Origin of the sequence: Gordonia jacobaea (genome assembly GCF_965344965.1) — a bacterium.
GTDB classification, from domain to species: Bacteria; Actinomycetota; Actinomycetes; order Mycobacteriales; family Mycobacteriaceae; genus Gordonia; species Gordonia jacobaea.
In genome coordinates, this window is the sequence record NZ_CBDRLS010000003.1 from 101753 (window position 1) to 128219 (window position 26467).

The 26467-nt window shown below is 65.7% G+C and carries 25 protein-coding genes; 17 read left to right on the forward strand and 8 right to left on the reverse strand.

Annotation, left to right across the window (positions count from 1 at the left end; genetic code table 11):
• Positions 1–19: 19 nt before the first annotated feature.
• Positions 20–784: an HAD-IIB family hydrolase gene (locus ACRVY7_RS11290; protein WP_049697147.1), complete on the forward strand. Its 765-nt coding sequence runs from the start codon at positions 20–22 to the stop codon at positions 782–784.
• Between the two features lie 15 nt (positions 785–799).
• On the opposite strand, the gene ACRVY7_RS11295 is transcribed toward ACRVY7_RS11290, so the two are convergent.
• The gene (locus ACRVY7_RS11295; RefSeq protein WP_431817135.1) at positions 800–2209 is read right to left on the reverse strand and encodes an amidase; all 1410 of its coding nucleotides are present in this window, start codon (positions 2207–2209) and stop codon (positions 800–802) included.
• Positions 2210–2356: 147 nt separating this feature from the next.
• On the opposite strand from ACRVY7_RS11295, the gene thyX reads away from it, so the two are divergent.
• The 7 genes from thyX to ACRVY7_RS11330 all read left to right on the forward strand — a co-directional run bounded on the left by thyX (position 2357) and on the right by ACRVY7_RS11330 (position 12336).
• Positions 2357–3109: an FAD-dependent thymidylate synthase gene (gene thyX / locus ACRVY7_RS11300; RefSeq protein WP_049697148.1), complete on the forward strand. Its 753-nt coding sequence runs from the start codon at positions 2357–2359 to the stop codon at positions 3107–3109.
• Positions 3110–3253: 144 nt separating this feature from the next.
• Positions 3254–4159 carry a 4-hydroxy-tetrahydrodipicolinate synthase gene (dapA, locus tag ACRVY7_RS11305; RefSeq protein ID WP_005204512.1) on the forward strand — a complete coding sequence of 302 codons (906 nt, stop codon included), beginning with the start codon at positions 3254–3256 and terminating at the stop codon, positions 4157–4159.
• Positions 4159–6225: a ribonuclease J gene (locus ACRVY7_RS11310; protein ID WP_431817136.1), complete on the forward strand. Its 2067-nt coding sequence runs from the start codon at positions 4159–4161 to the stop codon at positions 6223–6225. The genes dapA and ACRVY7_RS11310 overlap by 1 nt, the downstream gene beginning before the upstream one ends.
• Before the next feature lie 211 nt (positions 6226–6436).
• Positions 6437–7207 carry a tyrosine-protein phosphatase gene (locus tag ACRVY7_RS11315; RefSeq protein ID WP_431817502.1) on the forward strand — a complete coding sequence of 257 codons (771 nt, stop codon included), beginning with the start codon at positions 6437–6439 and terminating at the stop codon, positions 7205–7207.
• A gap of 34 nt (positions 7208–7241) precedes the next feature.
• Positions 7242–7874, forward strand: coding sequence for a TIGR03085 family metal-binding protein (locus tag ACRVY7_RS11320; protein ID WP_049697152.1), 633 nt, complete (start codon positions 7242–7244; stop codon positions 7872–7874).
• Positions 7875–8046: 172 nt separating this feature from the next.
• Positions 8047–11058, forward strand: a complete 3012-nt coding sequence (locus ACRVY7_RS11325) for an FtsK/SpoIIIE family DNA translocase (protein WP_431817137.1) — start codon at positions 8047–8049, stop codon at positions 11056–11058.
• A 267-nt stretch (positions 11059–11325) separates the two neighbouring features.
• Complete coding sequence (locus ACRVY7_RS11330; protein WP_431817138.1) at positions 11326–12336, forward strand: TerC family protein; 1011 nt, start codon at positions 11326–11328, stop codon at positions 12334–12336.
• Between the two features lie 35 nt (positions 12337–12371).
• Here the strand turns inward: ACRVY7_RS11330 and ACRVY7_RS11335 are convergent, their stop codons facing one another.
• Together ACRVY7_RS11335 and ACRVY7_RS11340 are read right to left on the reverse strand one after the other, a co-directional pair.
• Positions 12372–12656: a YciI family protein gene (locus tag ACRVY7_RS11335; RefSeq protein ID WP_049697155.1), complete on the reverse strand. Its 285-nt coding sequence runs from the start codon at positions 12654–12656 to the stop codon at positions 12372–12374.
• 87 nt (positions 12657–12743) lie between these two features.
• Positions 12744–13286 carry an amino-acid N-acetyltransferase gene (locus ACRVY7_RS11340; RefSeq protein ID WP_431817139.1) on the reverse strand — a complete coding sequence of 181 codons (543 nt, stop codon included), beginning with the start codon at positions 13284–13286 and terminating at the stop codon, positions 12744–12746.
• 37 nt (positions 13287–13323) lie between these two features.
• Between ACRVY7_RS11340 and pgsA the strand changes: the two genes are divergently transcribed.
• From pgsA to ACRVY7_RS11375, 7 genes are all read left to right on the forward strand, one after another.
• Positions 13324–14064 (forward strand): CDP-diacylglycerol--glycerol-3-phosphate 3-phosphatidyltransferase, encoded by a 741-nt coding sequence (pgsA, locus tag ACRVY7_RS11345; protein ID WP_431817140.1) that lies wholly within the window; start codon positions 13324–13326, stop codon positions 14062–14064.
• Between the two features lie 209 nt (positions 14065–14273).
• Positions 14274–14618: a helix-turn-helix domain-containing protein gene (locus tag ACRVY7_RS11350; RefSeq protein WP_431817141.1), complete on the forward strand. Its 345-nt coding sequence runs from the start codon at positions 14274–14276 to the stop codon at positions 14616–14618.
• Between the two features lie 209 nt (positions 14619–14827).
• On the forward strand, positions 14828–15649 hold the full coding sequence (locus tag ACRVY7_RS11355; protein ID WP_049697476.1) for a PspA/IM30 family protein: 822 nt from the start codon (positions 14828–14830) through the stop codon (positions 15647–15649).
• The gene (locus ACRVY7_RS11360; RefSeq protein ID WP_431817503.1) at positions 15646–16848 is read left to right on the forward strand and encodes a glycosyltransferase; all 1203 of its coding nucleotides are present in this window, start codon (positions 15646–15648) and stop codon (positions 16846–16848) included. The genes ACRVY7_RS11355 and ACRVY7_RS11360 overlap by 4 nt, the downstream gene beginning before the upstream one ends.
• A gap of 9 nt (positions 16849–16857) precedes the next feature.
• A complete protein-coding gene (locus ACRVY7_RS11365; protein WP_431817142.1) occupies positions 16858–17052 on the forward strand; it encodes a DUF3046 domain-containing protein in 195 nt (64 codons plus the stop codon).
• 427 nt (positions 17053–17479) lie between these two features.
• Positions 17480–18523 (forward strand): recombinase RecA, encoded by a 1044-nt coding sequence (gene recA / locus ACRVY7_RS11370; RefSeq protein WP_049697160.1) that lies wholly within the window; start codon positions 17480–17482, stop codon positions 18521–18523.
• 16 nt (positions 18524–18539) lie between these two features.
• A complete protein-coding gene (locus ACRVY7_RS11375; protein ID WP_431817143.1) occupies positions 18540–19097 on the forward strand; it encodes a regulatory protein RecX in 558 nt (185 codons plus the stop codon).
• A gap of 2 nt (positions 19098–19099) precedes the next feature.
• Here ACRVY7_RS11375 and ACRVY7_RS11380 read toward each other — a convergent pair whose 3' ends face one another.
• The 4 genes from ACRVY7_RS11380 to ACRVY7_RS11395 all read right to left on the reverse strand — a co-directional run bounded on the left by ACRVY7_RS11380 (position 19100) and on the right by ACRVY7_RS11395 (position 22497).
• Positions 19100–20008: an amino acid ABC transporter permease gene (locus ACRVY7_RS11380; RefSeq protein ID WP_049697161.1), complete on the reverse strand. Its 909-nt coding sequence runs from the start codon at positions 20006–20008 to the stop codon at positions 19100–19102.
• Positions 20005–20676 carry an amino acid ABC transporter permease gene (locus ACRVY7_RS11385; protein WP_049697162.1) on the reverse strand — a complete coding sequence of 224 codons (672 nt, stop codon included), beginning with the start codon at positions 20674–20676 and terminating at the stop codon, positions 20005–20007. Before ACRVY7_RS11385 ends, ACRVY7_RS11380 begins: the two co-directional genes overlap by 4 nt.
• A gap of 14 nt (positions 20677–20690) precedes the next feature.
• Complete coding sequence (locus tag ACRVY7_RS11390) at positions 20691–21674, reverse strand: glutamate ABC transporter substrate-binding protein (RefSeq protein WP_431817144.1); 984 nt, start codon at positions 21672–21674, stop codon at positions 20691–20693.
• Between the two features lie 94 nt (positions 21675–21768).
• Positions 21769–22497, reverse strand: coding sequence for an amino acid ABC transporter ATP-binding protein (locus ACRVY7_RS11395; protein ID WP_049697478.1), 729 nt, complete (start codon positions 22495–22497; stop codon positions 21769–21771).
• Positions 22498–22678: 181 nt separating this feature from the next.
• On the opposite strand from ACRVY7_RS11395, the gene miaB reads away from it, so the two are divergent.
• Both miaB and ACRVY7_RS11405 read left to right on the forward strand, forming a co-directional pair.
• Positions 22679–24229, forward strand: a complete 1551-nt coding sequence (miaB, locus tag ACRVY7_RS11400) for a tRNA (N6-isopentenyl adenosine(37)-C2)-methylthiotransferase MiaB (RefSeq protein ID WP_431817145.1) — start codon at positions 22679–22681, stop codon at positions 24227–24229.
• Between the two features lie 89 nt (positions 24230–24318).
• The gene (locus ACRVY7_RS11405; protein WP_431817146.1) at positions 24319–25002 is read left to right on the forward strand and encodes an Rv2732c family membrane protein; all 684 of its coding nucleotides are present in this window, start codon (positions 24319–24321) and stop codon (positions 25000–25002) included.
• 53 nt (positions 25003–25055) lie between these two features.
• Here the strand turns inward: ACRVY7_RS11405 and ACRVY7_RS11410 are convergent, their stop codons facing one another.
• Positions 25056–26450 carry a DUF349 domain-containing protein gene (locus ACRVY7_RS11410; RefSeq protein WP_431817147.1) on the reverse strand — a complete coding sequence of 465 codons (1395 nt, stop codon included), beginning with the start codon at positions 26448–26450 and terminating at the stop codon, positions 25056–25058.
• Positions 26451–26467 lie beyond the last annotated feature (17 nt).

Consider the following 26467-nt stretch of genomic DNA (forward strand, 5'->3'; position numbering starts at 1 on the left):
GAGTTCACGAGAGGTACCGATGACGGTCACGCACGACGGGCGCACCTACCAACTGGTCATGTTCGACCTCGACGACACCCTGGCACCGTCGAAGAGCCCCATGGACGATTCCATGGTCGAGGTCTTCGGCCGACTACTCGACCGCAGCATGGCGTGCATCATCTCGGGCGGCAACTTCGATCAGTTCCAGGTGCAGGTGCTCGACCGACTCGGCGACGGCGTGAATCGCGCGAACCTGCATCTGATGCCTACGAACGGCACGCAGTACGTGCGGTGGGACGGCTCCGAGTGGAAGACCGTGTACGCCGAGTACCTCACCGACGACGAGAAGCAGCGCACCCTGACCACGCTCGAGACCGGCGCGAAAGAACTCGGCCTGTGGGAAACCGAGACGTGGGGGCCGGTTCTCGAGGACCGGGGCAGCCAGATCACGTTCAGCGCATTGGGGCAGGCCGCTCCTGTCGACGCCAAGAAGGCATGGGATCCCGACGGTCGCAAGAAGGAGTCGCTGCGCGCGTACGCGGCCGAACGACTTCCCGACCTCGAGGTGCGCAGCGGCGGATCGACGTCGGTCGACGTGACCCGCAAGGGCATCGACAAGTCCTACGGCGCGCGCCGACTGATGGAGATCCTCGACCTCACCGTCGACGACATCCTCTTCTACGGCGACCGTCTCGACGAGGGCGGAAACGACCGTCCCGTGATGGAACTGGGCATCACGTCGATCAGCGTGTCCGATTGGACCGACACGCTCGCCAAGCTCACCGCGCTTCTCGACGAGTGAGCCCGGCCGGCGTGCTCACCGTCCGGTGACGTCTGGCCGATGCTCGGCGAACCCAACCATCTGCTCGATCTGAGCGGCCAGCGACACGAGCAACAACTCGCTGTTCGCCGGTCCGACGAGCTGAGCGCTCTGCGGCAGGCCCGACCGATCCACTCCTATGGGTACGGCTGCCGCGGGGTTGCCCAGTACGTTCCACGCCGCCGTGTACGACGCGGTCTCGGCTGCCGCACGTAGTAGGCCGACGAACCCGTGCCGATCGAGCTGCCCCGCTTCGACGGCGGTGGTGAGCGTGGTCGGGGTCAGCAGAACGTCGTAGTCGTCGAAGATCGTTGCGAGGAGTTCGTCCGCGAACTGCTCCGCGCGTCGCTCGGCCCATCCGGCACGGGCGTGGAGGACACGTCCGACTCGGGCGATGCGTCGAGTATTGCGCTCGAGCCGGTCCGGATGTTCCACGCGCGCAGCCTCTTCGGAGACACCCGACGCGGTTTGCACGGAGAACACCCCCGAAAGGAGCGGGTAGTCGGGGTCTGATTCGACGACGTCGTGTCCCGCGTCCCGTAGTCGGTCGGCCAGCGCGCGTATCGCCGCGGCCGACTCGTCGTCGACCATGCCCGCCCGCATCGGATTGCGAAACGACAGCCGGATCCGCAGACGGCCGGGTGGTGTGGCCGCAGCGTCGACGAATGAACCGGCCAGCTCAGTGGCATGAAATCTGTCTGTCGACGTCGCGCCGGAGATCACGTCATAGATGAGTGCGCTGTCTGCGACGGTGCGGGTCAACGGCCCCAGGGTGCCCAGCGCTCGCCACAGGTCGGGGTTGGGTGCGGTACTGACCCGACCTCGCTGCGGTTTGAGCCCGAACAGGCCGCACCAGCTCGACGGGAGGCGGATCGACCCACCTCCGTCGCCGCCGATACCTGCGGCCACCATCCCCGACGCGACCGCTGCCGCGGTGCCTCCGCTCGAGCCGGCGGGGGACCGGTCGGTGTCCCACGGATTACGAGTCCAGCCGTTCGCAGCGGTTTCGGTGAAGGGCCAGATGCCGAACTCGGGCATCCGGGTCTTGCCGATGATCACAGCGCCGGCGTCGCGCAGACGCTTCACCACCTCCGAGTCGGCCTGTGCCGGCGTCGTGACAGACGCTCCGCCGTATGCCGTGGGCACACCGCGGACGTCGTTCTCGTCCTTGATCGCGATCGGTACCCCGTGCAGCGGGCCGGCAGGGATGCCGTCGCGCAACGCGGCGTCGAGTCGATCGGCTTCGGCTCGCGCCTCGTCGTGCAGAACGGTGGAGAACGCGTTGAGCGTGGGGTCGAGGCGAGCGATCTCGGCCAAGCTGTGCTCGACGAGTTCGCGAGAGGTGACCTGGCCGTCGACGACCCAGGAGCGCTGGCTGTGAACAGAACTGAAGTGCAGATCGGGCATGCCACCCATCGTCCCCCGTCGGGCACCGGGGCGGGTGCTGAAACTCCGCAGGTGTTGCCGAGAGCTCCCTCGGACGACGGGGTGCTCGGGTCGTGAAGGTCGCGCTGATGGACAATCATGGATGCCCACTAGGTGAGAGGAGGCGGCATGTCGGACATGGTCCCGTTGAAGGTGCAGATGGTCGCCGCGACCACGTTCAACCCGCCCGAGGACGTCCCGTGGAGCACCGACGCCGACGGCGGCGAGGCGCTCGTCGAGTTCGCGGGCCGCGCTTGCTATCAGAGCTGGGACAAGCCCAATCCCCGAACCGCGACGAACGCCGGTTACCTGCGGCACATCCTCGAGGTCGGTCACCTGTCGCTTCTCGAGCACGCGAACGTGACCTTCTACATCACCGGGATCTCGCGGTCGTGCACGCACGAACTGATCCGGCATCGCCACTTCTCGTACTCGCAGCTCTCGCAGCGGTTCGTCCCCGAACACGACTCGAACGTGGTCGCACCACCGGCAATCGAGGGCGACGCGCACCTCGAGGCGTTGTTCACCGAAGCCACCGACGCGAGCCGCAAGGCGTATGGCGAACTGCTCGACGCCCTGGAGGCGAAGTTCGCCGACGTGCCCAACGCGATTTTGCGCCGCAAGCAGGCACGGCAGGCCGCGCGGTCGGTGCTGCCCAACGCGACCGAAACCAAGATCGTCGTCACCGGCAACTACCGTGCGTGGCGACACTTCGTCGGCATGCGCGCCACCGAACACGCCGACGTCGAGATCCGCCAGCTCGCCGTCGAATGCCTGCGTCAACTCATGGATGTCGCGCCGACAGTGTTCGGCGACTTCGAGATCGGCACGCTCGCCGACGGCACCGAGGTCGCCACATCGCCGTTCGTGCTCGAAGGCTGAGCAGGCAGGGCCTAAACGGCGTGGCCCGCTCGCTCCCGCTCCCGGCGCCACGGTGATGTGGCCCGCTCGCTCACGCTCCCGGCGCCACGGCGCTGATGTGGCCCGCTCGCTCCCGCTCCCGGCGCCACGGTAGCCTTGACCACCATGAACGCAGGAGCGCAGCAGCTGCACACGCACCCCTTCGGGACCAACGTGGTGGCAATGGTGACCCCCTTCCGCGCCGACGGCTCGCTCGATCTCGACAAGGCCGCTGAACTGGCAGATCACTTGGTGTCCAAGGGATGCGACGGACTCGTCGTCTCCGGGACGACCGGCGAGTCTCCCACAACCACGCCGCAGGAGAAGCTCGACCTGTTGCGCGTCGTGCTCTCGGCAGTCGGCGATCGCGCCCGCATCACGCAGGGCGCGGGAAGCTACGACACCGCAGAGAGCATCCGATTCGCGCAGGCCTCCGAGCAGGCCGGTGCGCATGCGCTTCTCGTCGTCACCCCGTACTACTCCAAGCCGCCGCAGGCCGGGCTGCTCGCGCACTTCCGGGCCGTCGCCGATTCGACGTCGCTCCCGGTTCTGCTCTACGACATTCCGCCGCGCTCTGTCGTTCCGATCGCCAACGAGACACTCATCGCGCTCGCCGAGCACCCGCGAATCAAGGGCGTCAAGGACGCCAAGGGAGATCTGCATTCGGCAGCTGGCATCATCGCGACGACCGGACTCGAGTATCTGTCCGGCGAGGACGCACTGAACCTGCCGTGGCTCTCGGTGGGGGCGACCGGGTTCGTCAGCGTGATCGGACATCTCGTGCCCGACCGTCTGCGAGACATGCAGATCGCCGTCGAGAAGGGCGATCTCGTCGCAGCACGTGCGATCAACACGTCGATCCTGCCGTTGGTCAATGCAATGGGTCGCCTCGGTGGGGTGACCATGGTCAAGGCGTCGTTGCGTGTTCTGGGATTCGACGTCGGAGATCCGCGTCTGCCGCAGGTGCCCGCGACGGGCCCGCAGATCGAAGCGCTCATCACCGACCTGCGCGCGGCGGGGGTGCTCGCCTGATGGCCACCCAGCGTCGACGCAGCGCCTCACGCCAAGCGGGTCCTCCCACGCCGGCCGCCGAACGTCCCGAGCCGACGCCCGCGCAGAAGCAGGCACCAGCCCAGGAAGCTCCCGCCCAGCAAGCACCGGCCCAGCAAGCACCGGCCCAAGAAGCATCGGCACAGCAGGCGCCCGTCCAGCAAGCACCGGCACAGCAGGCGCCGGCGCAGAAGCAGGCACCAGCTAAGCAGGGTTCCAAACCATCGGGCGAACAGAACCCGGGACGCGGTCGGCGTCGCGGCAAGCATGAGCGTCGCGACGATGCGCAGGCCTCCGGCAACGGCAAGCAATCGGGGGCGCAAGGACAGGCCGGTCGTCGAGAGTCGATCCCCGTTGACCCGGCGGTCGACAGGCTCGGCACCCCGCGCAAGCTGCCGCGCGGCGGACTACGCGTGGTCGCGCTGGGCGGAATCGGCGAAATCGGCCGCAACATGACGGTTTTCGAGTACAACGGTCGGCTGCTGATCGTCGACGCGGGAGTCTTGTTCCCGGAGGACGCGCAGCCCGGCGTCGACCTCATCCTGCCCGACTTCCGCTACATCGAGGATCGCATCGACGACGTCGAGGCGGTCGTACTCACCCACGGCCACGAGGATCACATCGGCGCCGTGCCGTTCCTGCTGCGGTTGCGCAGCGACATCCCGGTCGTCGGTGCGAAGTTCACTCTCGCGCTCGTCGACGCCAAGTGCAAGGAACACCGCCTGCGGCCCAAGCTCGTCGAGGTACGTGAGGGTGATCGGCTCGATTACGGACCGTTCGACCTCGAGTTCTTCGCGGTCAACCATTCGATCCCGGACGCGCTCGCGGTTGCCATCCGCACCCCCGCGGGACTGGTGTTGCACACCGGCGACATCAAGCTCGACCAGCTTCCACTCGACAACCGCCTCACCGACCTCGCAGGATTCAGCCGTCTCGGCGACGAGGGCGTCGACCTTTTCCTCGTCGACTCCACGAACGCCGAGGTCCCCGGATTCGTCACGCCGGAACGCCAGATAGGCTCGGTCCTCGACCAGGTCATCGGCAAGGCCAAACAGCGCGTCATCGTCGCATCGTTCGCGAGCCACGTACACCGCATCCAACAGATCATCGACGTCGCGCACGCCCACAACAGGCGCGTCACCTTCGTTGGACGGTCCATGGTGCGCAACATGCAGATCGCCCAGGACCTGGGATACCTGCACGTGCCCGACGGTGTCGTCGTCGACATGGATACCGCGGCGACGCTCCCGGATCACCGGCTCGTGTTGATCTCGACAGGTTCGCAGGGTGAGCCGCTCTCGGCATTGTCCCGGATGGCTCGTGGCGAACACCGTCAGATCAACATCCGCGCCGACGACCTGGTCGTGCTGGCGTCGTCGTTGATCCCGGGTAACGAGAACTCGGTGTTCGCGGTGGTCAACGGACTCGCCAAGCGAGGCGCGACGGTGATCACGCAGCAGAACGCGAAGGTCCACGTCTCCGGGCATGCTTCGGCGGGCGAGTTGCTCTACCTCTACAACGCCGTGCGGCCGACCAATGCCATGCCGGTGCACGGGGAATGGCGGCATCTACGTGCCAACGCGGCTCTCGCGGTGGCGACCGGTGTGCACCCCGACCGCGTGATGCTCGCCGAGGACGGCGTCGTCGTCGACCTCGTCGACGGCCAAGCCGAGATCGTCGGACGGGTGCCCGTCGGCCACGTCTATGTCGACGGCCTGTCGGTCGGCGACGTGGGGGAGTCGACGCTGTCGGAACGCCTCGTCCTCGGGGAGGGCGGATTCATCGCGATCACGGTCGCCATCGACGCCGCCACCGGTCGTGCCGTCAGCCCTCCCGAGGTCTCCGGACGCGGGTTCTCCGACGACCCGGAAGCGCTCAAGGAAGCGGCGAGCCTGGTCGACCAGGCGCTCGATTCGCTTGCCGCAGAAGGGGTTACCGACGCGCATCGGATCGCCCAGACGATTCGACGAGTTGTCGGACGGTGGGTTGCCGACACCTATCGTCGACGCCCGATGATCGTGCCGACGGTGCTCGCGGTCGGTTCGTAGCTCCTGTGGGCGGTCTCACGTCCAGCCGAGAGGTGCCAGTCGTTATGCTCACTCCGGCCCGCGATTTCGCGGGTGGGCGACGGGGCGTGGTGTCTCGTTGTGAGCTGAGATGACGCCCCGAAAGGCCAGCCCCGAAGTGACTTCGAATACGCGTAGCGACGCCCGGTCGCGTGCCACAGCCGCAGCCAGGAAGATCACGATCGCCGCAACGGTGCTGAGCACCACGCTGATCCCGATCGGCGTCGCGACGGCAGCGCAGGCGCACGCCGCTCCCGCTGCGATCACCGCGCACGCCGCCCCGGCGCCGCTGGCCATCTCGGTGCCCGGTGTCCAGAACTCCCGCACCTTCGCCAACTACACGACGCACAGCGGAATGCGCATCTCCGACAAGGTGATTCGCAGTGCCAATCTCAGTGGGCTCACTCCCGCCGGGATCGGTGTCCTCCAGCGACACGGCCTGCGCTCGATCATCGATCTGCGCACTCAGCTCGAGTCGACGGTGCAGCCCGACAAAGTGGTTCCCGGTGCCACGCGACGCAGTTTCGACGTCCTCGGTGCGGTCCCGGTGTCGTACCTCGTCGATCTGCCCAGCGCCTACCGCGCCTTTGTCACCGATGCGCACGCACGCGAGGCGTTCCGCGCGTCGCTGCTCGACATCAAGAACACCGTCGGTGCAGGCGGATCGGTGCTGTTCCATTGCAGCGCAGGCAAGGACCGCACGGGGTGGCTCTCGGCGGTCCTGCTCACCGTTCTCGGCGTCGATCGCCAGGTCGTCGACGCCGATTTCCTCGCCAGCAACTCGTTCCGCCACGCATCGCCCACCGATCCGCTCAACGGTGTGAACATCGGATTGCTCAACGCCGCATTCGCAGCGGCAGACAAGACGTACGGCAGCTTCGAGAACTACGTCCACAAGGGACTTCGGCTCTCCGATTCGGACGTCGCAGGACTCAAGAAGGCGTTGCTGCTGCCGTCGATCTGAACAGCGTTCCGCGCGGGCTGGCTAGGGTGGGGTGGTGAGCCTTGCACAGTCGGAACGCGCGGAGTTGGCCGCGACGCTACGGACCGTCGGACCCGATGCGCCCACGATGTGTGGCGACTGGGATGCCCGCGACCTCGCGGCGCACCTGGTGATCCGTGAGCGTCGACCCGACGCAGCGCTCGGAATCGTCGTGAGTCCCTTGGCCGGGCACACCGAGAAGGTGCAGGCGCAGACCGCTGCCCACCCGTGGCCCGACCTCGTCGAGGAGGTTGCCGACGGCCCGCCGTGGTATTCGATGTTCCGCCTTGTCGACAGGTGGGCCAATCTCGCCGAGATGTTCATCCACCACGAGGACGTACTGCGCGGTGGCGCGGATCCGGACGGACCGTGGACTCCACGCGAGCTGAGCGCCGAGATGACGCAGGCACTGCGCACCCCGCTGAAGGGTATGGGGAAGCTCACGCTGCGGTCGATGCCTGCTCAGCTCACGCTCGCGACACCGGACGGCGAGAACGTGCTGGTCGCGGGGTCGGGTGAACCGGTAACGGCCACGGGGACCGTCGGCGAGTTGCTTCTGTTCGCCTACGGCCGCGCACCTGTGGCGATCACATGGTCCGGCGACCCCGATGCGATCGCGGCGGTGTTGGCAACCACCCGCTCCGTATGAATTTCCCAGTGTGAATCTCCCCGTACGATTCAGCTGATTCGGGCGTTGAACTGCGGGTTCGCGAAAATCGCAGGAACGCTCGAGTCGGGCACGGGTTACGAATTCGACACACAGTTGTGTTGCCTGTGTTGTGTATGTGACTCAGGTGATGGGTGACCACTAGTCTGTCCGTATGGCTTCGAAGGCAGGCACGAGTTCGGCCGCGGCCGCGTCACGCGCAAGCGGTGGACAGCGCGCAGCGGCGGGACGGGGTGCAACGGGGGGACGGGCGTCGAGCCGTCAGCAGAGCACGGGCGGACGGCGACCCGCGGCAGGGTCGGGGAGTCGTGCCGCAGGGTCGCGCACCAGCGGTACCGGACGCACACGCACAGCGTCGACATCGTCGACCAGCACGCAGGGTTCGGGGCGAAAGCAGAGTTCAGGCCGTCAGCAACCGGTCCGTAAGCAACAATCCGCCGATATCAGTCGACGCTCCGCGGGAGCCGTCGTCGGTCGGGGAGTGGGCCGCGGTCTCGGTGGTGCGTGGTCGCTGCTCGCGCGGGGGGTCGGTTCTGTCGCACGTGCGGGTGGTGGGCACTCGACGTCGGCGTCGGTGGTCGACGAGGACCTGCGCGACGTCGACGACGACTACCTGACCGCCGATGACGTCGACGGATTCGAGGGTCGGGCCGATCGGCACGCCATCGGCGCGCAGGGCCATTCGCATCGGCGCGACGGGATCGGGCTGGCGCTGCTTGCCCTGGCTCTCCTCGTCTCTGTTGGTGTCTGGCTCGGGGCGGCCGGTCCGGTCGGCGCGTTCATCGACGCTCTGGTGCGGGCCATTGTCGGAACCGCTGCGCTGTTGGTGCCCGTCGCGCTCGCCGCAGGTGCAGTAGTGCTGATGCGACGGGGTCCGAACCCCGAGAAGCGCGCAAGATACATCGGTGGCGCGTTGCTGATCGTGTTGCCGTTGCTCGGTCTGATGCACCTGGTGGCCGGGGCGCCCGAAGACCTTCCCGGCCGCTCACATGCGGGCGGGTTCGTCGGCTACGTCGTCGGGACGCCGCTGACCGCGGGTGTCACGGCATGGGTGTCGGTGCCGATTTTGGTGCTGTGCATCGCTTTCGGTGTCCTGATTCTCTCCGGTCGCACGATCCGCGAGGTGGTCGACGCGGCCGCGGGCTGGCTCGGCTTGGGCGGCGGGCACGTCGTCGACGACGATCTCCCGTGGGACGACGACGTCGACGATGAAGCCTATGACGACGACCTGGTCGACGCCGACGACGACTTCGAGGACGAGAACCGGAGTGGCTCCTACGCCACCGGTGGATGGTCTCGGTGGTCTGTGGGTGGCCGCTCCGACGACCCGTACGAGAACTACCCGCCCGACGACGACGCGACGGTGCGCCCTCGTCGACGCAGCACGCGCTCGGATCGACGCAGCGCACCCATCGCTGTGCCGACACCGACCGTCGACGTTGCCGACCTGCCGACCGACAACTTCGACGACATGCTGACCGAACCCGTCGTCGACGAGGTCACCGAGCAGATCGCGCGGCCCGCTGCCAGAACCCGCAAACGTGCGGGCGAGGTTGCCAAGACGCGTAGTCGCGAGACGACTGCGTCCGCGAAGCCGGCAGCACCGGAGCCGGTCGTCGACTCCGACGCCGACTCCGACGCCGACTCGGACGCGCTCGTCGTCGCCGAGGTCGAAGGCGATTACCGCCTGCCTCCGGCCACCTTGCTCGTCGATGGTGACCCGCCCAAGCGTGGTAGCCAGACCAACGACGACATGATCGATCGCATCACCGGGGTGCTCGAACAGTTCAAGATCGACGCGGCGGTCACGGGGTACACCCGCGGACCTACCGTCACGCGATACGAGGTCGAGCTCGGTCCCGGTGTGAAGGTCGAGAAGATCACCGCACTGCAGCGCAACATCGCGTATGCGGTGGCCACCGACAACGTTCGGCTGCTCGCGCCCATCCCGGGTAAGTCCGCGGTTGGTATCGAGGTGCCCAACTCCGATAGGGAGATGGTGCGTCTGGCCGACGTCCTCAAGTCGCCGTCGACCCGCAAGGACTCGCATCCGCTGGTGATCGGTCTCGGCAAAGACATCGAGGGCGACTTCGTCAGCGCCAACCTCGCGAAGATGCCGCACCTGCTGGTCGCGGGTTCGACCGGTTCGGGTAAGTCGAGCTTCGTGAACTCGATGCTCGTGTCGCTGCTGACGCGCGCCACTCCCGAGCAGGTGCGAATGATCCTCATCGACCCGAAGATGGTGGAACTCACGCCGTACGAGGGCATTCCGCACCTGATCACGCCGATCATCACGCAACCCAAGAAGGCTGCGGCCGCGCTCGCGTGGCTCGTCGAGGAGATGGAGCAGCGCTACCAGGACATGAAGGCGTCGCGGGTGCGCCACATCGACGACTTCAACACCAAGGTGGCCTCGGGAGAAATCACCAAACCACTGGGCTCCGAGCGCGTCTACAAGCCGTACCCCTACATCCTCGCCATCGTCGACGAGCTCGCCGACCTGATGATGACCGCCCCCCGCGACGTCGAGGACGCGATCGTCCGCATCACGCAGAAGGCACGTGCGGCCGGCATCCACCTCGTGTTGGCGACGCAGCGGCCGTCCGTCGACGTCGTCACCGGTTTGATCAAGACCAACGTGCCGTCGCGATTGGCGTTCGCGACGTCGTCGCTGACCGACTCCCGCGTCATCCTCGACCAGCCCGGCGCAGAGAAGCTCATCGGCATGGGCGACGGACTGTTCCTTCCGATGGGCGCGAACAAGCCTGTGCGTATGCAGGGAGCGTTCATCACCGACGAGGAGATCGCCGCCGTCGTCGACTACACGCGTGAGCAGGCCGATCCCGAGTACACCGAGGGCGTGACAACAGCCAAGGCCGGAGACAAGAAGGACATCGACGGCGATATCGGCAATGATCTCGACGATCTGCTGCAAGCCATCGAACTCGTGGTGTCGAGCCAGTTCGGCTCGACGTCGATGCTGCAGCGCAAGTTGCGTGTCGGGTTCGCCAAGGCAGGACGACTGATGGACCTGATGGAGACGCGCGGCGTTGTGGGCCCGAGCGAAGGGTCGAAGGCACGTGAGGTGCTGGTGAAGCCGGACGATCTGGCAGGGGTCATCGCATCGATCACCGGCGGTGGCGACACGGACAGTAGCCCCGAATAGCCGATTCGGGCATAACGGATGAACCGGATCGCCCTCGGTTTCATTTGACTGTTAAAGTGGTCGGCAGATCGAAGAGGGGAGTATCCCCAACCTCGCAGACTGTCCGTCAATACGGTCGGGAGGTCGACGATGCGGATCATCGCTCGACACCCCCGGCCCGGGTAGCTGGTCCGGAAATATCGCTGCCCGTGATGAGGCGGCGCCGGGCGGGAGAGACCTCTGGCATCGCAACAATTCTGTGCTGCGCGCTGGAGGTTAGATCTTTCTATGAATGTTTCGCCCACCGTTTGGGCGATCACCTGTGTGGTGATCCTCGGCCTCTTCGTCTTCGACTTCTTTGCACACGTCCGTGTTCCACACGCCCCCTCGCTCCGCGAGTCCGGAATGTGGTCGGCGATCTACATCTCGATCGCCGTCATCTTCGGTCTGTTCGTCTGGTGGCAGTGGGGCGGAACCTACGGCGGTGAGTACTTCGCGGGCTACGTCACCGAGAAGGCGTTGTCCGTCGACAACCTCTTCGTGTTCGTGATCATCATGAGCAAGTTCGCGGTGCCACGGGAGTACCAGCAAAAGGTACTTCTTCTCGGCATTGTGATGGCGCTGGTGATGCGGGGCGCCTTCATCGCTGTCGGCGCCGCCGCGATCAACGCATACAGCTGGGTGTTCTACCTCTTCGGCGCGTTCCTCATCTTCACGGCGATCAAGCTGCTCCGCGAGAGCGACGACCCCGTCGAGCATGAGGAGGAGCGCGAGACGAGGCTCGAGCGTTTCCTCAAGAAGCGCTTGCGCACCAGCGACGAGTACGACGGCGACAAGCTCTTCACCAAAATCAACGGCAAGCGGTGGGCGACGCCCATGCTGCTCGTCCTGATCGTCATCGGTTTCACCGACGTCTTGTTCGCGCTCGACTCGATCCCCGCGATCTACGGCCTCACGCAGGAGCCGTACCTGGTGTTCACCGCGAATGCGTTCGCGTTGATGGGCCTTCGCCAGCTGTACTTCCTGCTCGGCGGCCTACTCGACCGCCTGGTGTTCCTGTCCTACGGTCTCTCGTTCATCCTCGGCTTCATCGGCGTGAAGCTCGTGCTGCACGCACTCCACGAGAACACGCTGCCGTTCGTCAACGGCGGCGAGCACGTTGCGGTACCGGAGATCTCGACGGTGGTGTCGCTGTCGGTCATCCTCGCGACACTCGTGATCACCACGGTGGCGAGCCTGCTCTGGTCCAAGCGCAAGGGCGCGTCGACGAGCGAACCGGCGGTCCGACACGACGAATAGCGCAGACGAGTCGCTCAGGTGTGCGGCGTCCCGAGCTATTCGGCGAAGGGGCCGTACACCTGGGTCCATTCGACGACCCGCACGCCGTCGATGGCTTGGTGCGCGTTGAACGGATCGTTGGCGATGAACGCCTCCGCCTCGTCGAGGTCGGTGCCGCGGATGAGGATCAGCGCTCCCGAGCCGTCGGGGTAGGGGCCGGTCATCAGCACGTTGCCGGCCTTGAACTCTTCTGCCAACCACTCACGGTGCAACGGCCGGTGCTGGTCTCGCACGGCCGCCTTGGCGGGACCGTAGGTGTAGTGGACTGCGAAGATCGCCACGATGTCGCTCCTTGTGTCTGGTTGGGTGGTGTGCAGTGGGTGGTCTCCAGCGGGTGACTGTGTAGCCGGTGACCGGTGCTCGGTCGGCTACGGCGTCTGTTCGGTCGAATTCTTGTCGAGGTGGGCGAGCATGCGTGTGTTGCCAAGGGTGTTCGGCTTCACGTAGCTCAGGTCGAGGAACTCGGCGACGCCGGTGTCGTACGAGCGGCACATCTCCTCATAGACCTCGCGGGTGACGGGGGTGCCCTCGATTTCGCGAAAGCCATGCCTACCGAAGAACGCGGTCTCAAAGGTCAGCACGAACACCCGGGAGAGTTGGAGTTCCCGGGCAACCGACATGAGCTGTCCCACCAGGAGGTGCCCGATCCCGCGACCGGAGAAGCGGGTGTCGACCGCGACGGTACGTACCTCGCCCAGATCGGCCCAGAGGACGTGCAGCGCGCCGCAACCCACCACGACGTGGTCGACCTCGGCCACCCAGAACTCCTGGACCGCCTCGTACAGCGTGACGAGGTTTTTTTCGAGCAGGATCCTGCCCGCGTAGAGGTCGATGAGTTCCTTGATGCGGGGCACGTCGGACGTGCGGGCGCGTCGAATGAGGGGCACCGTTTCCTGTTCGGCAGTGGGCACGGCATCTGAGCCTAGTCGCGACAGATACGCTAAAGGGGTGCGGACTCCCGATCACATCACCGACCCGGTCGATCCGGTGCCGGTGGTCAACATCGCCAATGCGCTGACGGTGTTCCGCATTCTGCTGGTTCCCGTGTTCGTCGCGGTGCTCTTCATCGACGGTGGGCACGACACCGTGTGGCGGATCGTCGCCGCGGTCATCTTCGCGGGGGCCGCGTTCACCGACAGGGTCGACGGCAGACTCGCCCGCGAACGCGGACTCGTGACGGACTTCGGGAAGATGGCGGATCCGATCGCCGACAAGGCGCTGATCGGTGCCGCACTCATCGGCCTGTCCATTCTGGGTGATCTGAGCTGGTGGGTAACCGGCATCATTCTGGTCCGCGAGTTGTGGGTGACGCTTCTGCGCTTCTGGGTGATCCGGTACGCGGTGATTCCTGCCAGTCGGGGCGGCAAGTTGAAAACGTTGCTGCAGTCGGTCGGTATCGGGCTCCTGGTGCTTCCGTTGAACGGTGTATGGCACACGATCGCGATGGTGATCATGTGGGCCGCTGTCGTCGTGACCGTGGTGACGGGCGTCGACTACACCTGGCAGGCGCTGCGTGTGCGCGTCCGGGCCGCTCGGTCGGGTTCGACGACCGGTTCGCTACGCAAGGCTCCTGATTCCCCCAAGGCTCCTGATTCCCGCAAGACCTCTGACGATCGCAAGACCTCTGACGCACGCAAGGCTCCTGACGTCATTCGTCCTTCGCCGCGCCGCCATTCCGACACCGTGTGATCTGGCGCGGGCCAAGGGTTGGCGCCGCGACGCGCGGACGAACGGCGTACGGCGACTGTCGGAACTTTGGACTAGTGTCGTGCAGACACACGGGGGACGGTGTGCGAAGGTCGGGATTTGAAGGTTCGGGAACGTATCGGCTGTCTCCGGCGTTGAAGCCGAACGGACACAAGAGACAGAACACGACACAGACACCGAGAGGAGACTCGATGGCGATGCTCTTGCGCGAGGCGCTTGGCGACAGCTTGCGCCGGGTGCGTACCCAGCAAGGCCGAACGCTGCGCGAAGTATCCACCAATGCACGGGTCAGTCTGGGATATCTGTCCGAGGTGGAACGCGGCCAGAAGGAGGCGTCGAGCGAACTGCTCGCCTCGATCTGTGATGCTCTCGACGTCGAGATCGCCGATCTGCTTCTCGACGTCGGCACGGCCATGCGACCTGAGGCAGCCGACGCCGATGCGATGGCACTGGCGGGCGAATCGGGTCTCGGTTCCCCGAAGGTCGTCATCCCATCGCCCGACGCCCACCGGGCCACTGCGCTTGCCGCTGCCTGACAAGTGCCTGTTTGTCGGTCGGTAGGCGCTAGATTGGATTCAGCACCAACGACAGACCCCTCGAATCGGCAAAACCACCCGAATCGACAAGACCCGTCGAATCGGTAAACCTGGCGAATCGGTAAACCTGGCGAATCGATAAACCTGGCGAATCGATAAGACCTGTCGGACCGAGGTTCGACGACCGCTGAATGGAGTTGACGAAGAGCATGGCGAATCCGTTCGTGAAGCTGTGGCGCTACCTGATGGCAGCAGGCAACGCGAAGATCGACGAGAACGCGGATCCGAAGATCCAGATCCAGCAGGCGATCGAAGACGCTCAGCGTCAGCACCAGGCGCTGTCGCAGCAGGCGGCAGCGGTCATCGGCAACCAGCGTCAGCTCGAGATGAAGCTCAACCGGCAGCTCGAGGAGATCGAGAAGCTCCAGGCGAATACCCGCCAGGCGCTGACTCTTTCCGATCAGGCGACCGCGGCGGGCGATACGCAGAAGGCCCAGGAGTACACGAACGCTGCTGAGGCATTCGCCGCGCAGCTCGTCACTGCGGAGCAGAGCGTCGAAGACCTCAAGGCCCTCCACGATCAGTCGCTGCAGGCCGCGGAGCAGGCAAAGCACGCAGTCGAACGCAACGCGATGATCCTGCAGCAGAAGCTCGCCGAGCGGTCGAAGCTCCTCAGCCAGCTCGAGCAGGCCAAGATGCAGGAGCAGGTCTCGGCGTCGCTCAACCAGATGAGCGAACTGTCGGTCCCCGGAAACACCCCGAACCTCGATCAGGTGCGCGACAAGATCGAACGCCGCTACGCCAACGCCCTGGGCTCAGCTGAACTGGCAAAGAACAGCGTTCAGGGGCGCATGCAGGAAGTGCAGCAGGCCAGCGTTCAAATGGCAGGCCATTCTCGCCTCGAGCAGATCAGGGCCAGCATGAACGGCGGAGCGCTGCCGTCCGGCGGTACCGCGGCCCAGCCCGCCCAGAACGCGGCTCCTGCCCAGCAGCCGACGCAGCCCGCGACCGAGCCCCCCACCAGCAACTGACGGGCTCACCGCCCCGAGTCGGGATCGTTGCCGGACCAGACGCCGGTCACGCTTTTCCTGCGTTCGCTCTCGCTGAGCGCTGCCGCGACATCGGCTGGGAAGCCACGGTGTTCACCGGCACGCAGTGGTACGCCGCGGCCGGTAGGCGGGATATCGACATCGCGGAGCTCCCGGAACTGCGACCAGACGACTCCGACGACGACCTCGACGCGGGGGAGAAGCTGAGCGGACGGGCAGCGCGGATGGCCGTTCGTCTCGCACCTGTGTTGGCGAGCCGACGTACCGACCTTGTGGTCTCAGATGTCATCACGGTCGCCGGGTCGTGGGCCGCGGAGCTGACCGGGCTACCGTTCGTCGAACTGTCGCCGCACCCGCTGTATGCGCCGTCGAAGGGTCTGCCGCCGGTCGGCGCAGGTCTGACGCCCGGCCGCGGGTTCCGTGGTCGGTTACGCGACGCCGCGATGCGGACCGCGAGTAATCGTTCCGTCGCACTCGGCGTGCGTCAGCGCGCTGCAGCTCGTCGTGGCATCGGGCTCGGCGATCAGGGACCGGCGCCTGCCGCCCGACTGATCGCGACCCTTCCCGCGTTGGAAGTCTGGCGCCCGGACTGGCCACGCGATACCCATCTGGTCGGTCCGCTGCTCTGGGAGCCGACCGACCGCATCTTCGAGCGACCGTCGGGCGACGGGCCACTCATCGTCGTGGCGCCGTCGACCGCGGTCACCGGTTGCGAGGGTCTGCTCGACGAGACGCTCGGTGCACTCGGCGCGATCTCGTCACGTACGCCGGTACGGGCGGTGATCTCCTCCCTCGACCCACCTCCGTCGGACACACTCGCGCGCGCAGGGGCCGCGACGGTGAGCTTCGGACTCGGTCGCCAGGACGAGTTGCTGGCCGATGCGGATCTCGTGGTCTGCGGTGGTGGACATGGGATGCTCGCGAAGTCGTTGTTGGCCGGTGTCCCGGTCGTCGTCGTCCCCGGCGGTGGCGATCAGTGGGAACTGGCAAATCGGGTCAGCAGGCAGGGCAGTGGTGTGCTTGTTCGGCCCGCTGACGCGACGGCGATTGCGGAGGCGATCGAGGCGGTGCTGTGCGATCCGAGCCACGCCGCTGCTGCTGCCCGAGCTCGAGAGTCGGCGAACGCGGTGACCGACCCGACCGACGTGCTGCGCGACGTGCTCGCATCGGCGGGAACGTAGGCTGGCCGAGTGCGTCTCACGGAGTTCACGGAACTGATGACAACCCAGTTCGGGGTGTCGTCGGCTGATGCGATCCTGGCCGATCACGTGCTCATCGAGTTCGGTGGCCGGACCGGGGCGCAAGCCATAGAGGACGGCGTCGATCCCCGTGACATCTGGGTGGCGATCTGTCGTGACTTCGACGTTCCGCGCTCGCAGTGGTGACGGCCACGCGGTGAGCGTGGGGCGTCCCGTTCACGTGGTCCAGTCGCGGGTGTAGCGCAGGCCATTGGCATTCGCGTAGCCGGCGATCCACATTCCGGCCGAATGTCGCTGTTGCCGCGGCGTGGCCTGTTCGGTGGTGCGAATCGACCTCTGCCCGCGTGTCGCGCTTGCCGTCGAACACTTGTTCGCGCCATGCTGTATTCAGTGGAACCACAGCGACCCCGGATGCGTCAGAGATTCTGTCAGAACGGTTTTGTCAGACCCGGTTTTGTCAGACCCGGTTTTGTCAGACCCGGTTTTGTCAGACCCACCGACTAGCGTCCAACGCAACATGAAACGAACAACGGCCTCGAAGACAACACGTTCAGCGCGCAGCACGCAGGACGGCACAGACAAACCTCAACCATCCCGAACAAGGAGAGATCCCATGGCAGCAGCTCCCCAGGACCGCGAGAAGGCTCTCGACCTCGCGCTGGCCCAGATCGACAAGAACTTCGGCAAGGGTTCTGTGATGCGCCTCGGTGAGGAGAGCAGGCAGCCGATCGAGGTGATCCCGACCGGGTCCATCGCACTCGACGTCGCGCTCGGTATCGGCGGTCTGCCTCGTGGCCGTGTCGTCGAGATCTACGGCCCTGAGTCGTCGGGTAAGACGACGGTCGCTCTCCACGCGGTGGCCAACGCGCAGGCTGCGGGCGGCATTGCCGCATTCATCGACGCCGAGCACGCTCTCGATCCCGACTATGCGGCCAGGCTCGGTGTCGACACCGATGCACTGCTGGTCTCTCAGCCCGACACCGGTGAGCAGGCTCTGGAGATCGCCGACATGCTGATCCGTTCCGGCGCTCTCGACATCCTGGTCATCGACTCGGTGGCCGCGCTGGTGCCCCGCGCCGAGATCGAGGGCGAGATGGGCGACAGCCACGTCGGTCTGCAGGCTCGCCTGATGAGCCAGGCGCTGCGCAAGATGACGTCGGCGTTGAGCAGTTCCAAGACCACCGCGATCTTCATCAACCAGCTTCGCGAGAAGATCGGCGTGATGTTCGGGTCACCCGAGACCACCACGGGCGGCAAGGCACTGAAGTTCTACTCGTCGGTCCGACTCGACGTACGTCGTATCGAGACCCTCAAGGACGGCACCGACGCCGTGGGTAACCGCACCCGCGTCAAGGTGGTCAAGAACAAGGTCGCCCCGCCGTTCAAGCAGGCCGAATTCGACATCCTCTACGGCCAGGGCATCTCCAAGGAGGGCTCACTCATCGACATGGGTGTGGCCGAGGGATTCATCCGCAAGTCCGGCTCGTGGTTCACCTACGAGGGTGATCAGCTCGGCCAGGGCAAGGAGAACGCCCGAAAGTTCTTGTTGGAGAACACCGACATCCGCGACGAGGTCGAGAAGAAGATCAAGGAGAAGCTGGGTATCGGTGCGGTCGTCGACGCCGACGACATCGCGCCCGCGCCGGTGGAATTCTGATCTGCGCGCATCGCCGATGAGTTCACCCCATGACCCCGGGGAGCCGAGTGAGTCCACGACGGAGCGGAAAGGCCCGTCCGCGTGGGATGTAGCACTCCGGCTCCTCGGGGTTCGTGCTCGCAGCCGTTCTGAGATGGCTCAGCGTCTGGCGCGCAGAGGATTCGATGCCGACACCGTCGACGAGGTGATGACTCGCCTCGACGCCCACAAGCTGCTCGACGACGAGGAGTTCGCCGCCGAGTGGGTGCATTCACGCCATACCTACTCGGGGCGAGGGCGCGTCGCGCTGCGGCACGAACTCGCCGCCAAGGGAGTCGACGTCGCGATCGTGCAGCGAGCGCTCGACGAGATCGATCCCGACGACGAACGCGCCGCGGCCCGCAACCTGGTCGACCGCAAGCTCACACCGACTGTGACCGAGCAGCTTGTCCACGCCGCCGAAACCAACGACAGATCAGTGCGCGACAAGCACTTTCGGCGCTTGGTCGGCATGCTCGTCCGACGCGGCTACCCGCAATCCATGGCGATCGACGTCGTCGGCGGGGCGATCGATGAGATCACCTCCGCCGACTGACGTCAGGCCCGTGGCTTGGGCGAGGGCACCGGCATGTTCTCCATGGCCGCCTGGTCGACCTGATCGGCGGGCGGCACGTCGTCGGTGTTACCACCGCGACCTTGCCGCAGCCTTCGCTCGATGTATGTCGCCAACGACGACAGTGCGAAGTTGATGATGATCAGGATGATGGCGATCACGATGAGAACCGGAATGTAGTTGCCGTACCGGGCCGCGGACAGCTGCGCCATGTGAATGATCTCGGAGTAGCCGATGACATAACCGAGCGCGGTGTCCTTGAGGGCCACGACCATCTGCGAGATGATCGCGGGCATCATCGCCGTGACGGCCTGCGGGAGCAGAACCGACAGCATCATCTGTGTTTTGCGCATGCCGAGCGCCTTGGCCGCCTCGGTCTGCCCCGTGGGCAGCGACTTGATGCCCGAGCGCAGGATTTCCGCCATCACCGAGCCGTTGTAGAGCGTCAGGCCGCAGACCACTGCCGCGAAAGCCAGCTGTGACGACGGCACCACTCCGTACTGGGCGAAGAAGAACCAGAGGAACAGCATCAGGATCAGCACGGGAATCGCGCGGAACACCTCGACCAGCACGGTGCACACCCCGCGTACCCAGGCGTGATCCGACAGACGTCCGATGCCGAGAATGGAACCGAGGATCAGTGCGAGCACGATCGAGAGCGCTGCCGCGACAAGGGTGCGCCACAGACCGGGAAGGATGTAGCCGGTCCAGGTGCTCCACGTGACGAACGGCTTCCACTTCTCGGCGGTGAACTGGTCGTTGCCTGCGAATATCGCGATCACGTACGCGAAGATCGCGACGAGAATCGCGATGAACACGACGGCCACGATCGCGTTGCGTACGCGCGCACGGGGTCCGGGAGCGTCGTAGAGGACGGTTGCCTTGTCGCTCATCGCTTGACCGCCCATCGCTTTGCGAGCCAACCGAAGACGGCGCCCTCACTGAGTGTGATGATCATGAATCCGACGGCGATCACCGCGAAGATGACCAGTAGTTGGTCGGCAAAGGACTCGATCTCCGTTTTCATCAGTGCCGCGGCTTCGGCGACGCCGATCACGGAGGCGATGGTGGTGTTCTTGGTGAGTGCGATGAGCACGCTGCCCATCGGGCCGATCGTCGCTCGGATCGCCTGAGGGAGCACGATGATGCCGAACACCTGGGTGAAGGAGAGCCCGAGCGACCGCGCGGCCTCGGCCTGCCCGAGTGGCACAGTGTTGAAACCGGAGCGCAGCGTTTCGCAGACGAACGTCGACGTATAGACGATGAATGCGAGGACGGCGAGCCAGAAGTTGTTGGTCTTGATGGTCGACGAGAACGTCAGCCCGAGATTCTGATACAGCCCGATCGCGGCGAACAGCACGATCAGGGTCAGCGGCGTGTTGCGCACGATGTTGACGTATGTGGTTCCGAAGCCGCGCATCACAGGCACGGGGGAGACCCGCATTCCGGCCAGGATGGTCCCCCAGATGAGGGAACCGATCGCCGACCAGAACGTCAATTGGATCGTCACCCAGAACGCGGGCCACAACTGCGGCCCCATGTCTTCCCAGAGTTCACTCACGACTGGTCACCTCCTCACTTCAGGCCCGCGGGGCACGGTGTGGACTTCGATTCGAGGAATGCGAGGTCGCCGGGCTTCGGTGTGAACGCAAACTTCGATCCCGGCTTCTCGGCGCGCTGCTCGATCTGGTTGACGTAGTCGTCGCCGAGGCTTTCGCGCAGTGCGCTGATCCACGGTGACGGACCGTTGTCGGCGCTTGGCTTCAACATTGCGTCGAGGGCCTCGTTCACCTTGGTGACCGACTCCGAGTCGCCCTTGGCCAAACCGATCCCGTAACGCTCGGTGGAGAACGGCGTTCCCGCCGCCTTCAGAGCTTTCTTGACGCACGCGTCTTTGAGATAGGTCATCTCCACCAGACGGAATTCGCCCTTCCAGAAGTTGGAGTAGCCCGCGAGGATCGATTCGTCTGTGGTCAGTGCGTCGACCTTGCCCCGACGTAGCGCCTCGACGCACGCGGAGTACGAATCGTATTCCTGCAGTTCGATATTGGGCAGTTGCGCCTTGACGTTCTGGGCCGATGTCGACCCGGTGACCGAGCACAGCTTCTTGCCCTTGCCGAGGTCGGGGAGATTCTGGATCGACTCGTCTGACTTGCGCACCATGAGTCCCTGATAGGTGATCAGGTACGGGCCGCCGAAGTCGACCTTCTTGGCGCGGTTCTCGTTGATCGAATAGGTGGCGGCGATCATGTCGACCTCGCCGTGCTCGATCATGGCCTCGCGTCGAGCCGACGGAGTCTCGCGCCAGGAGATCTTCGGGTGGGGCACTCCGAGCGAGTCGGCGATGTGATTGACGACGTACTCGGAGACGGCGGGGTCGAACCCGCTCATGGACTTGTCCGGGTTGTAGATGCCCAGGCCTGGCTGATCGAACTTGGTGCCGAGTACCACCTCGCCGCTGCGGATCGAGTCGAGCAGGTTCTTCGGCTCGGTACTTCCGCAGCCCGCGAGGAGCGAGACGAACAGCGCACAGACGGGGAGAAATACCGTGAGCGCCATGGTTCGTCGGCGCGACCGTTTCCTCGCAGCAGGGGTGTCGACAGCTAGGTGCCCGGAGGCACGCCGACGCGTCGTCGGCGACGTGTCGGCCATGTCAGTGGCCCAGGATCTTGCCGAGGAAGTCCCTGGCGCGTTCGGACTGTGGACTGTCGAAGAAGCTGTCCGGATCGGTGTCCTCGACGATCGCGCCGTCGGCCATGAAGATCACGCGGTCGGCCGCCTTGCGGGCGAAGCCCATCTCGTGGGTCACCACGAGCATCGTCATGCCCTCCTTGGCCAACGAGACCATCACGTCGAGCACCTCGTTGACCATCTCCGGGTCGAGGGCCGAGGTCGGCTCGTCGAACAGCATCACCTTCGGTTCCATGGCGAGTGCGCGTGCGATGGCGACGCGCTGTTGCTGACCACCGGAAAGCTGCGCGGGGTACTTGTCCTTCTGGCTGGCGATGCCGACGCGTTCGAGGAGCTCGAGCGCGCGCTTCTCGGCGTCGGCCTTGTTCTTCTTACGGACTTTGGTCGGCGCGAGTGTGACGTTTTGGAGAATTGTCTTGTGCGCGAACAGGTTGAACGACTGGAAGACCATTCCGACGTCGGCGCGCAGAGTGGCGAGGTCGCGGCCCTCTTCGGGAAGTAACCGTCCCTCGACGAGGATCTCGCCGGAATCGATGGGTTCGAGCCGGTTGATCGTGCGGCACAACGTCGACTTGCCCGAGCCGGATGGGCCGAGGACGACGACGACCTGTCCGGCGGGGACCTCGAGGTCGATGTCCTTGAGGACGTGCAGCTCGCCGAAGTGCTTTTGCACGTTCTTGAGCACGATCATGTTGGTTCCGGTGGCGGGAGCCGGGGTCGCGGGTCCGACCGCCGAACCCCCTGTCGGTGAATCGGTCATAACCGTCGACACTAATGCCGACAACCCTTACAGGCGCGCTGAATGAGAACCTCGGCGTTGCGCGTGTGGTGACCGTGAAGGCGATTTGCACCGGCACCGTACCCTGGATCCAGTGAGTACGGAGTTGTCGGAGCGGCATGAGCTGCCGCGATCGGGGCGCAGCTATCAGGTGCGTACCTATGGCTGCCAGATGAACGTGCATGATTCCGAGCGCATCGCGGGGCTTCTCGAAGATGCCGGATATGTGCGCGCCGACGAGGACGGCGATGCCGATCTCGTCGTGTTCAACACCTGCGCGATCCGCGAGAACGCCGACAACAAGCTCTATGGCAACCTCTCGCACCTCGCGCCGGTGAAGACGCAACGACCGGGGATGCAGATTGCGGTCGGCGGATGTCTCGCGCAGAAGGACAAGGACACGGTGTTGCGCAAGGCGCCGTGGGTCGACGTCGTGTTCGGTACGCACAACATCGGTTCGCTGCCCGCACTGCTCGACCGCGCCAGGCACAACGAGGAGGCGCAGGTCGAGATCCTCGACTCACTCGAAGCCTTCCCGTCGACGCTGCCGGCCAAACGCGACTCGGCTTACTCCGGGTGGGTGTCGGTGTCGGTCGGGTGCAACAACACCTGCACGTTCTGCATCGTTCCGTCCCTGCGTGGCAAAGAGGTTGATCGACGCCCCGGCGACGTGCTCGCCGAGGTCAAGGCGCTCGTCGACCAGGGCGTGCTTGAGGTGACGTTGCTCGGGCAGAACGTCAACGCCTACGGCATGTCGTTCGCCGACCCCGAACTGCCCCGCAACCGCGGCGCGTTCGCCGACCTCCTGCGCGCCTGCGGCGACATCGACGGTCTCGAACGAGTCCGATTCACCTCGCCGCACCCGGCAGAGTTCACCGATGACGTCATCGATGCCATGGCGCAGACACCCAACGTGTGCCCGCAGCTTCACATGCCGCTGCAGTCGGGTTCGGATCGCGTCCTGCGGGCCATGCGACGCAGCTATCGCACCACCAAATTCCTCGGCATCCTCGACAAGGTGCGCGACGCGATGCCGCACGCCGCCATCACCACCGACATCATCGTCGGATTCCCCGGTGAGACCGAAGAGGACTTCGCCGCGACGCTCGACGTCGTCGAGCGTGCGCGTTTCTCGAGTGCGTTCACCTTCCAGTACTCGCCTCGGCCCGGTACACCTGCGGCAACAATGCCCGATCAGGTGCCGCCAGAGGTCGTCAGCGAGCGCTACCAACGACTGATCGCGCTGCAGGAGCGCATCTGTCTCACCGAGAACCGCAACCTCATCGGGTCAGACGTCGAGCTGCTCGTAGCCGCGGATTCCGGGCGCAAATCCGCCGACACCGGACGGCTGACCGGCCGCGCCCGCGACGGGCGTCTCGTGCACTTCCGCGCGGGCGACGCCGCCGCGGCGATCCGGCCCGGCGACGTCGTGGTCACGACCGTCACCGACGCCGCGCCGCATCACCTCATCGCCGACGGGTCCATTGCGTCGCATCGCAGAACCCGCGCAGGCGACGCGCACGAAATCAACGCCACCCCGACGACGGCGCCGGTCGGCGTCGGACTGGGTATGCCGGGACTGGGTCCGGCGCCGATGCCCGCCGTGGCCTCGACCGGATGTTCTTCGGGCGCCTGTGGTTCGTGAACCATGACGGCATGACCTGCCGGGCACCGTGGATCTGCCGGGCCTTTTGAACTGCCAAGCACCCAGCGACGAGAGATGAGAGGCGCGAGATGAGCGACGAACCGCGCGAGGACAACACCGACGACCGACTGCCGACGGCTCAACGAGCCAGCGGTGGTAGCAGCGGGGGTAGCACAGCCGACGGCGGCACCGGAAGTGACGACGCCGAGTTCGCGCAGTACGCAGACGATCTCCGCAAGGCCGAACGCAAGGTCGCAGGCGAGATCGATCCGGGAGCTCGCGCCGTGGTGGTCGCCGTCGCGGTGCTCGTCGCGATGGGCTCGCTGCTCCTGCCGCACACGGGTTCTGCGAACGGATTCGACGTGCTGACCTCGTCCGCGGCCGCAGCGACCGAACGTGTCGCAGTGGTCTCGAAGGTATTCGTCTGGTTCCTGGTGGTGTTCGGAATCTTCGGGTCGATGCTCGCGCTGGTCACCCGCCGATGGGTGATCGCGTGGATCGCGTTGTGCGGGTGCGCGATCGGCTGCGTTGCAGGCATGCTCGCGTGGTGGTCGCGGAACACCCCTGGCGTCGGGGGAGTGGCACCGCCGTCGGGTGTCGGCGCGGGGCTCGTCCTCGGCTGGTTGGCCCTGCTCGTGCTCACCTTCCACTGGTCACGCGTCGTGTGGGCGCGCAGCACCTACCACTTGGCGCTCGAAGAGGAGCGTCGTCGGGAAGCGGTGGCACGCGAAGAGGCCGCACGCAAACTTCAGCAGCGCCCGCGCGAGCTCTGAGTATCTGTATCTGATCTGGGTATCAGTACCTGATCGAGCTCGGCCCGGGCCGGCTAGCGGTCTGCGATGGCGCTCTGCGCGGCCTGCGCCCATTCGCGCCACTGGGCCGCCTGCTCGCGGAGCTTCTCCGCGTCGCGCTTCTTGCCGCGCTCGGCCGCCTTTGCTGCCTGGTCCTCGAGTTGTGCTGCGCGGTCGGCGAATTGCGCGGCGCGCGCGAGCGCCTCGGGGTCGGTGCGCTGCCACTGCGCGTCCTCGGCGTCGCGAATCCGCTTCTCCAACGCACGCGCACGGCCCTCGAGGCTGTGCATCTGTTCGCGCGGCACCTTGCCGATCTCGTCCCACTTCTCCCGGAACGTCCGGAACTCGCGGCGCGCACCGTCGAGATCGGATGCGGGATCGATGGACTTCTCCGCCTCGTCGAGCAGGGCTACCTTCGCCGTCGCGTTCGCACTGAACTCGGCGTCGCGCTCGGACGATGCCGCGTTTCGAGCCGCGAAGAAGACGTCCTGGGCGGCTTTGAACCGTTGCCACAGTGCCTCGTCGGCGTCGCGCGGCGCCCGACCGGATGCCTTCCATTCGGCGAGGAGCTCGCGGAAGGCGCCTGCGGTCGGACCCCAGTCGGTCGACGACGACAACGCCTCTGCCCGTGCGATGAGCTCCTCTTTGCGTGCCTTGGCGCCAGCGCGTTCCCGATCGAGATCGGCGAAGTGGGCGCCGCGTCGACGATTGAACGCGTCGCGCGCCTTCGAGTACCGCTTCCACAGCGCGTCGTCGGTCTTACGGTCGATGCCCTTGATGGTCTTCCACTCGTCGAGGATCGCGCGCAGCCGATCGCCCGCGGTCTTCCACTGGGTGGATTCTGCTCCGATGGCTTCCGCCTCGGTGGCGAGTTCTTCTTTGCGCGCGATGGCAGTGGCGCGAGCCTGTTCGCGCTCGGCCTTCAGCGAATCGGCGACGTCGTCGGCACTTCCGACTATGACGGTCAATCGCTGCTCGATGGCAGAGACATCGCCGATCACGCTGGCCTCGGGGAGGGTGTCGAGCAGATGTTTGGCTGCGGCCTGCGATTTACGGGGATCGCCGGTGCGTGCGGCGAGGCGCTCTTCGAGAATCTCCACCTCGGTCTCGAGGTCGGAGTATCGACGCGCGAAATGGGCGAGACCCTCGTCGATGGTTCCCGCCTGCCACGACCCGATCTCACGCTCACCGTCGGCCGTGATGAGCCAGACGACGCCCTGTTCATCGATCCGCCCGAACTTGCGGGGATCGAACGACTCATGCTTACCGACGGCAACTGCAGGGACAGGGGTCGGTGCCTGCGCGGCAGGTTTGGGTCCGGGACCAGGCCGGGGGCCGGGCTTGGGACCTGGCTTCGGCGGGCCAGGCCGGGGGCCGGGAGTCGGCTCGGATGCGGGTGTGGCCGGTCCGCTGGTGTCGTCGCTCGTCATGGTGTGGTCCCCTCACA

Bases quoted from the DNA above. Each gene is read 5' to 3' on its own strand.
- ACRVY7_RS11290 (WP_049697147.1), top strand. From the start codon at position 20: ATGACGGTCACGCACGACGGGCGCACCTACCAACTGGTCATGTTCGAC.
- ACRVY7_RS11295 (WP_431817135.1), bottom strand. From the start codon at position 2,209: ATGCCCGATCTGCACTTCAGTTCTGTTCACAGCCAGCGCTCCTGGGTC.
- thyX (WP_049697148.1), top strand. From the start codon at position 2,357: ATGTCGGACATGGTCCCGTTGAAGGTGCAGATGGTCGCCGCGACCACG.
- dapA (WP_005204512.1), top strand. From the start codon at position 3,254: ATGAACGCAGGAGCGCAGCAGCTGCACACGCACCCCTTCGGGACCAAC.
- ACRVY7_RS11310 (WP_431817136.1), top strand. From the start codon at position 4,159: ATGGCCACCCAGCGTCGACGCAGCGCCTCACGCCAAGCGGGTCCTCCC.
- ACRVY7_RS11325 (WP_431817137.1), top strand. From the start codon at position 8,047: ATGGCTTCGAAGGCAGGCACGAGTTCGGCCGCGGCCGCGTCACGCGCA.
- ACRVY7_RS11330 (WP_431817138.1), top strand. From the start codon at position 11,326: ATGAATGTTTCGCCCACCGTTTGGGCGATCACCTGTGTGGTGATCCTC.
- ACRVY7_RS11350 (WP_431817141.1), top strand. From the start codon at position 14,274: ATGGCGATGCTCTTGCGCGAGGCGCTTGGCGACAGCTTGCGCCGGGTG.
- ACRVY7_RS11355 (WP_049697476.1), top strand. From the start codon at position 14,828: ATGGCGAATCCGTTCGTGAAGCTGTGGCGCTACCTGATGGCAGCAGGC.
- recA (WP_049697160.1), top strand. From the start codon at position 17,480: ATGGCAGCAGCTCCCCAGGACCGCGAGAAGGCTCTCGACCTCGCGCTG.
- ACRVY7_RS11375 (WP_431817143.1), top strand. From the start codon at position 18,540: ATGAGTTCACCCCATGACCCCGGGGAGCCGAGTGAGTCCACGACGGAG.
- ACRVY7_RS11380 (WP_049697161.1), bottom strand. From the start codon at position 20,008: ATGAGCGACAAGGCAACCGTCCTCTACGACGCTCCCGGACCCCGTGCG.
- ACRVY7_RS11390 (WP_431817144.1), bottom strand. From the start codon at position 21,674: ATGGCGCTCACGGTATTTCTCCCCGTCTGTGCGCTGTTCGTCTCGCTC.
- ACRVY7_RS11395 (WP_049697478.1), bottom strand. From the start codon at position 22,497: ATGATCGTGCTCAAGAACGTGCAAAAGCACTTCGGCGAGCTGCACGTC.
- ACRVY7_RS11405 (WP_431817146.1), top strand. From the start codon at position 24,319: ATGAGCGACGAACCGCGCGAGGACAACACCGACGACCGACTGCCGACG.
- ACRVY7_RS11410 (WP_431817147.1), bottom strand. From the start codon at position 26,450: ATGACGAGCGACGACACCAGCGGACCGGCCACACCCGCATCCGAGCCG.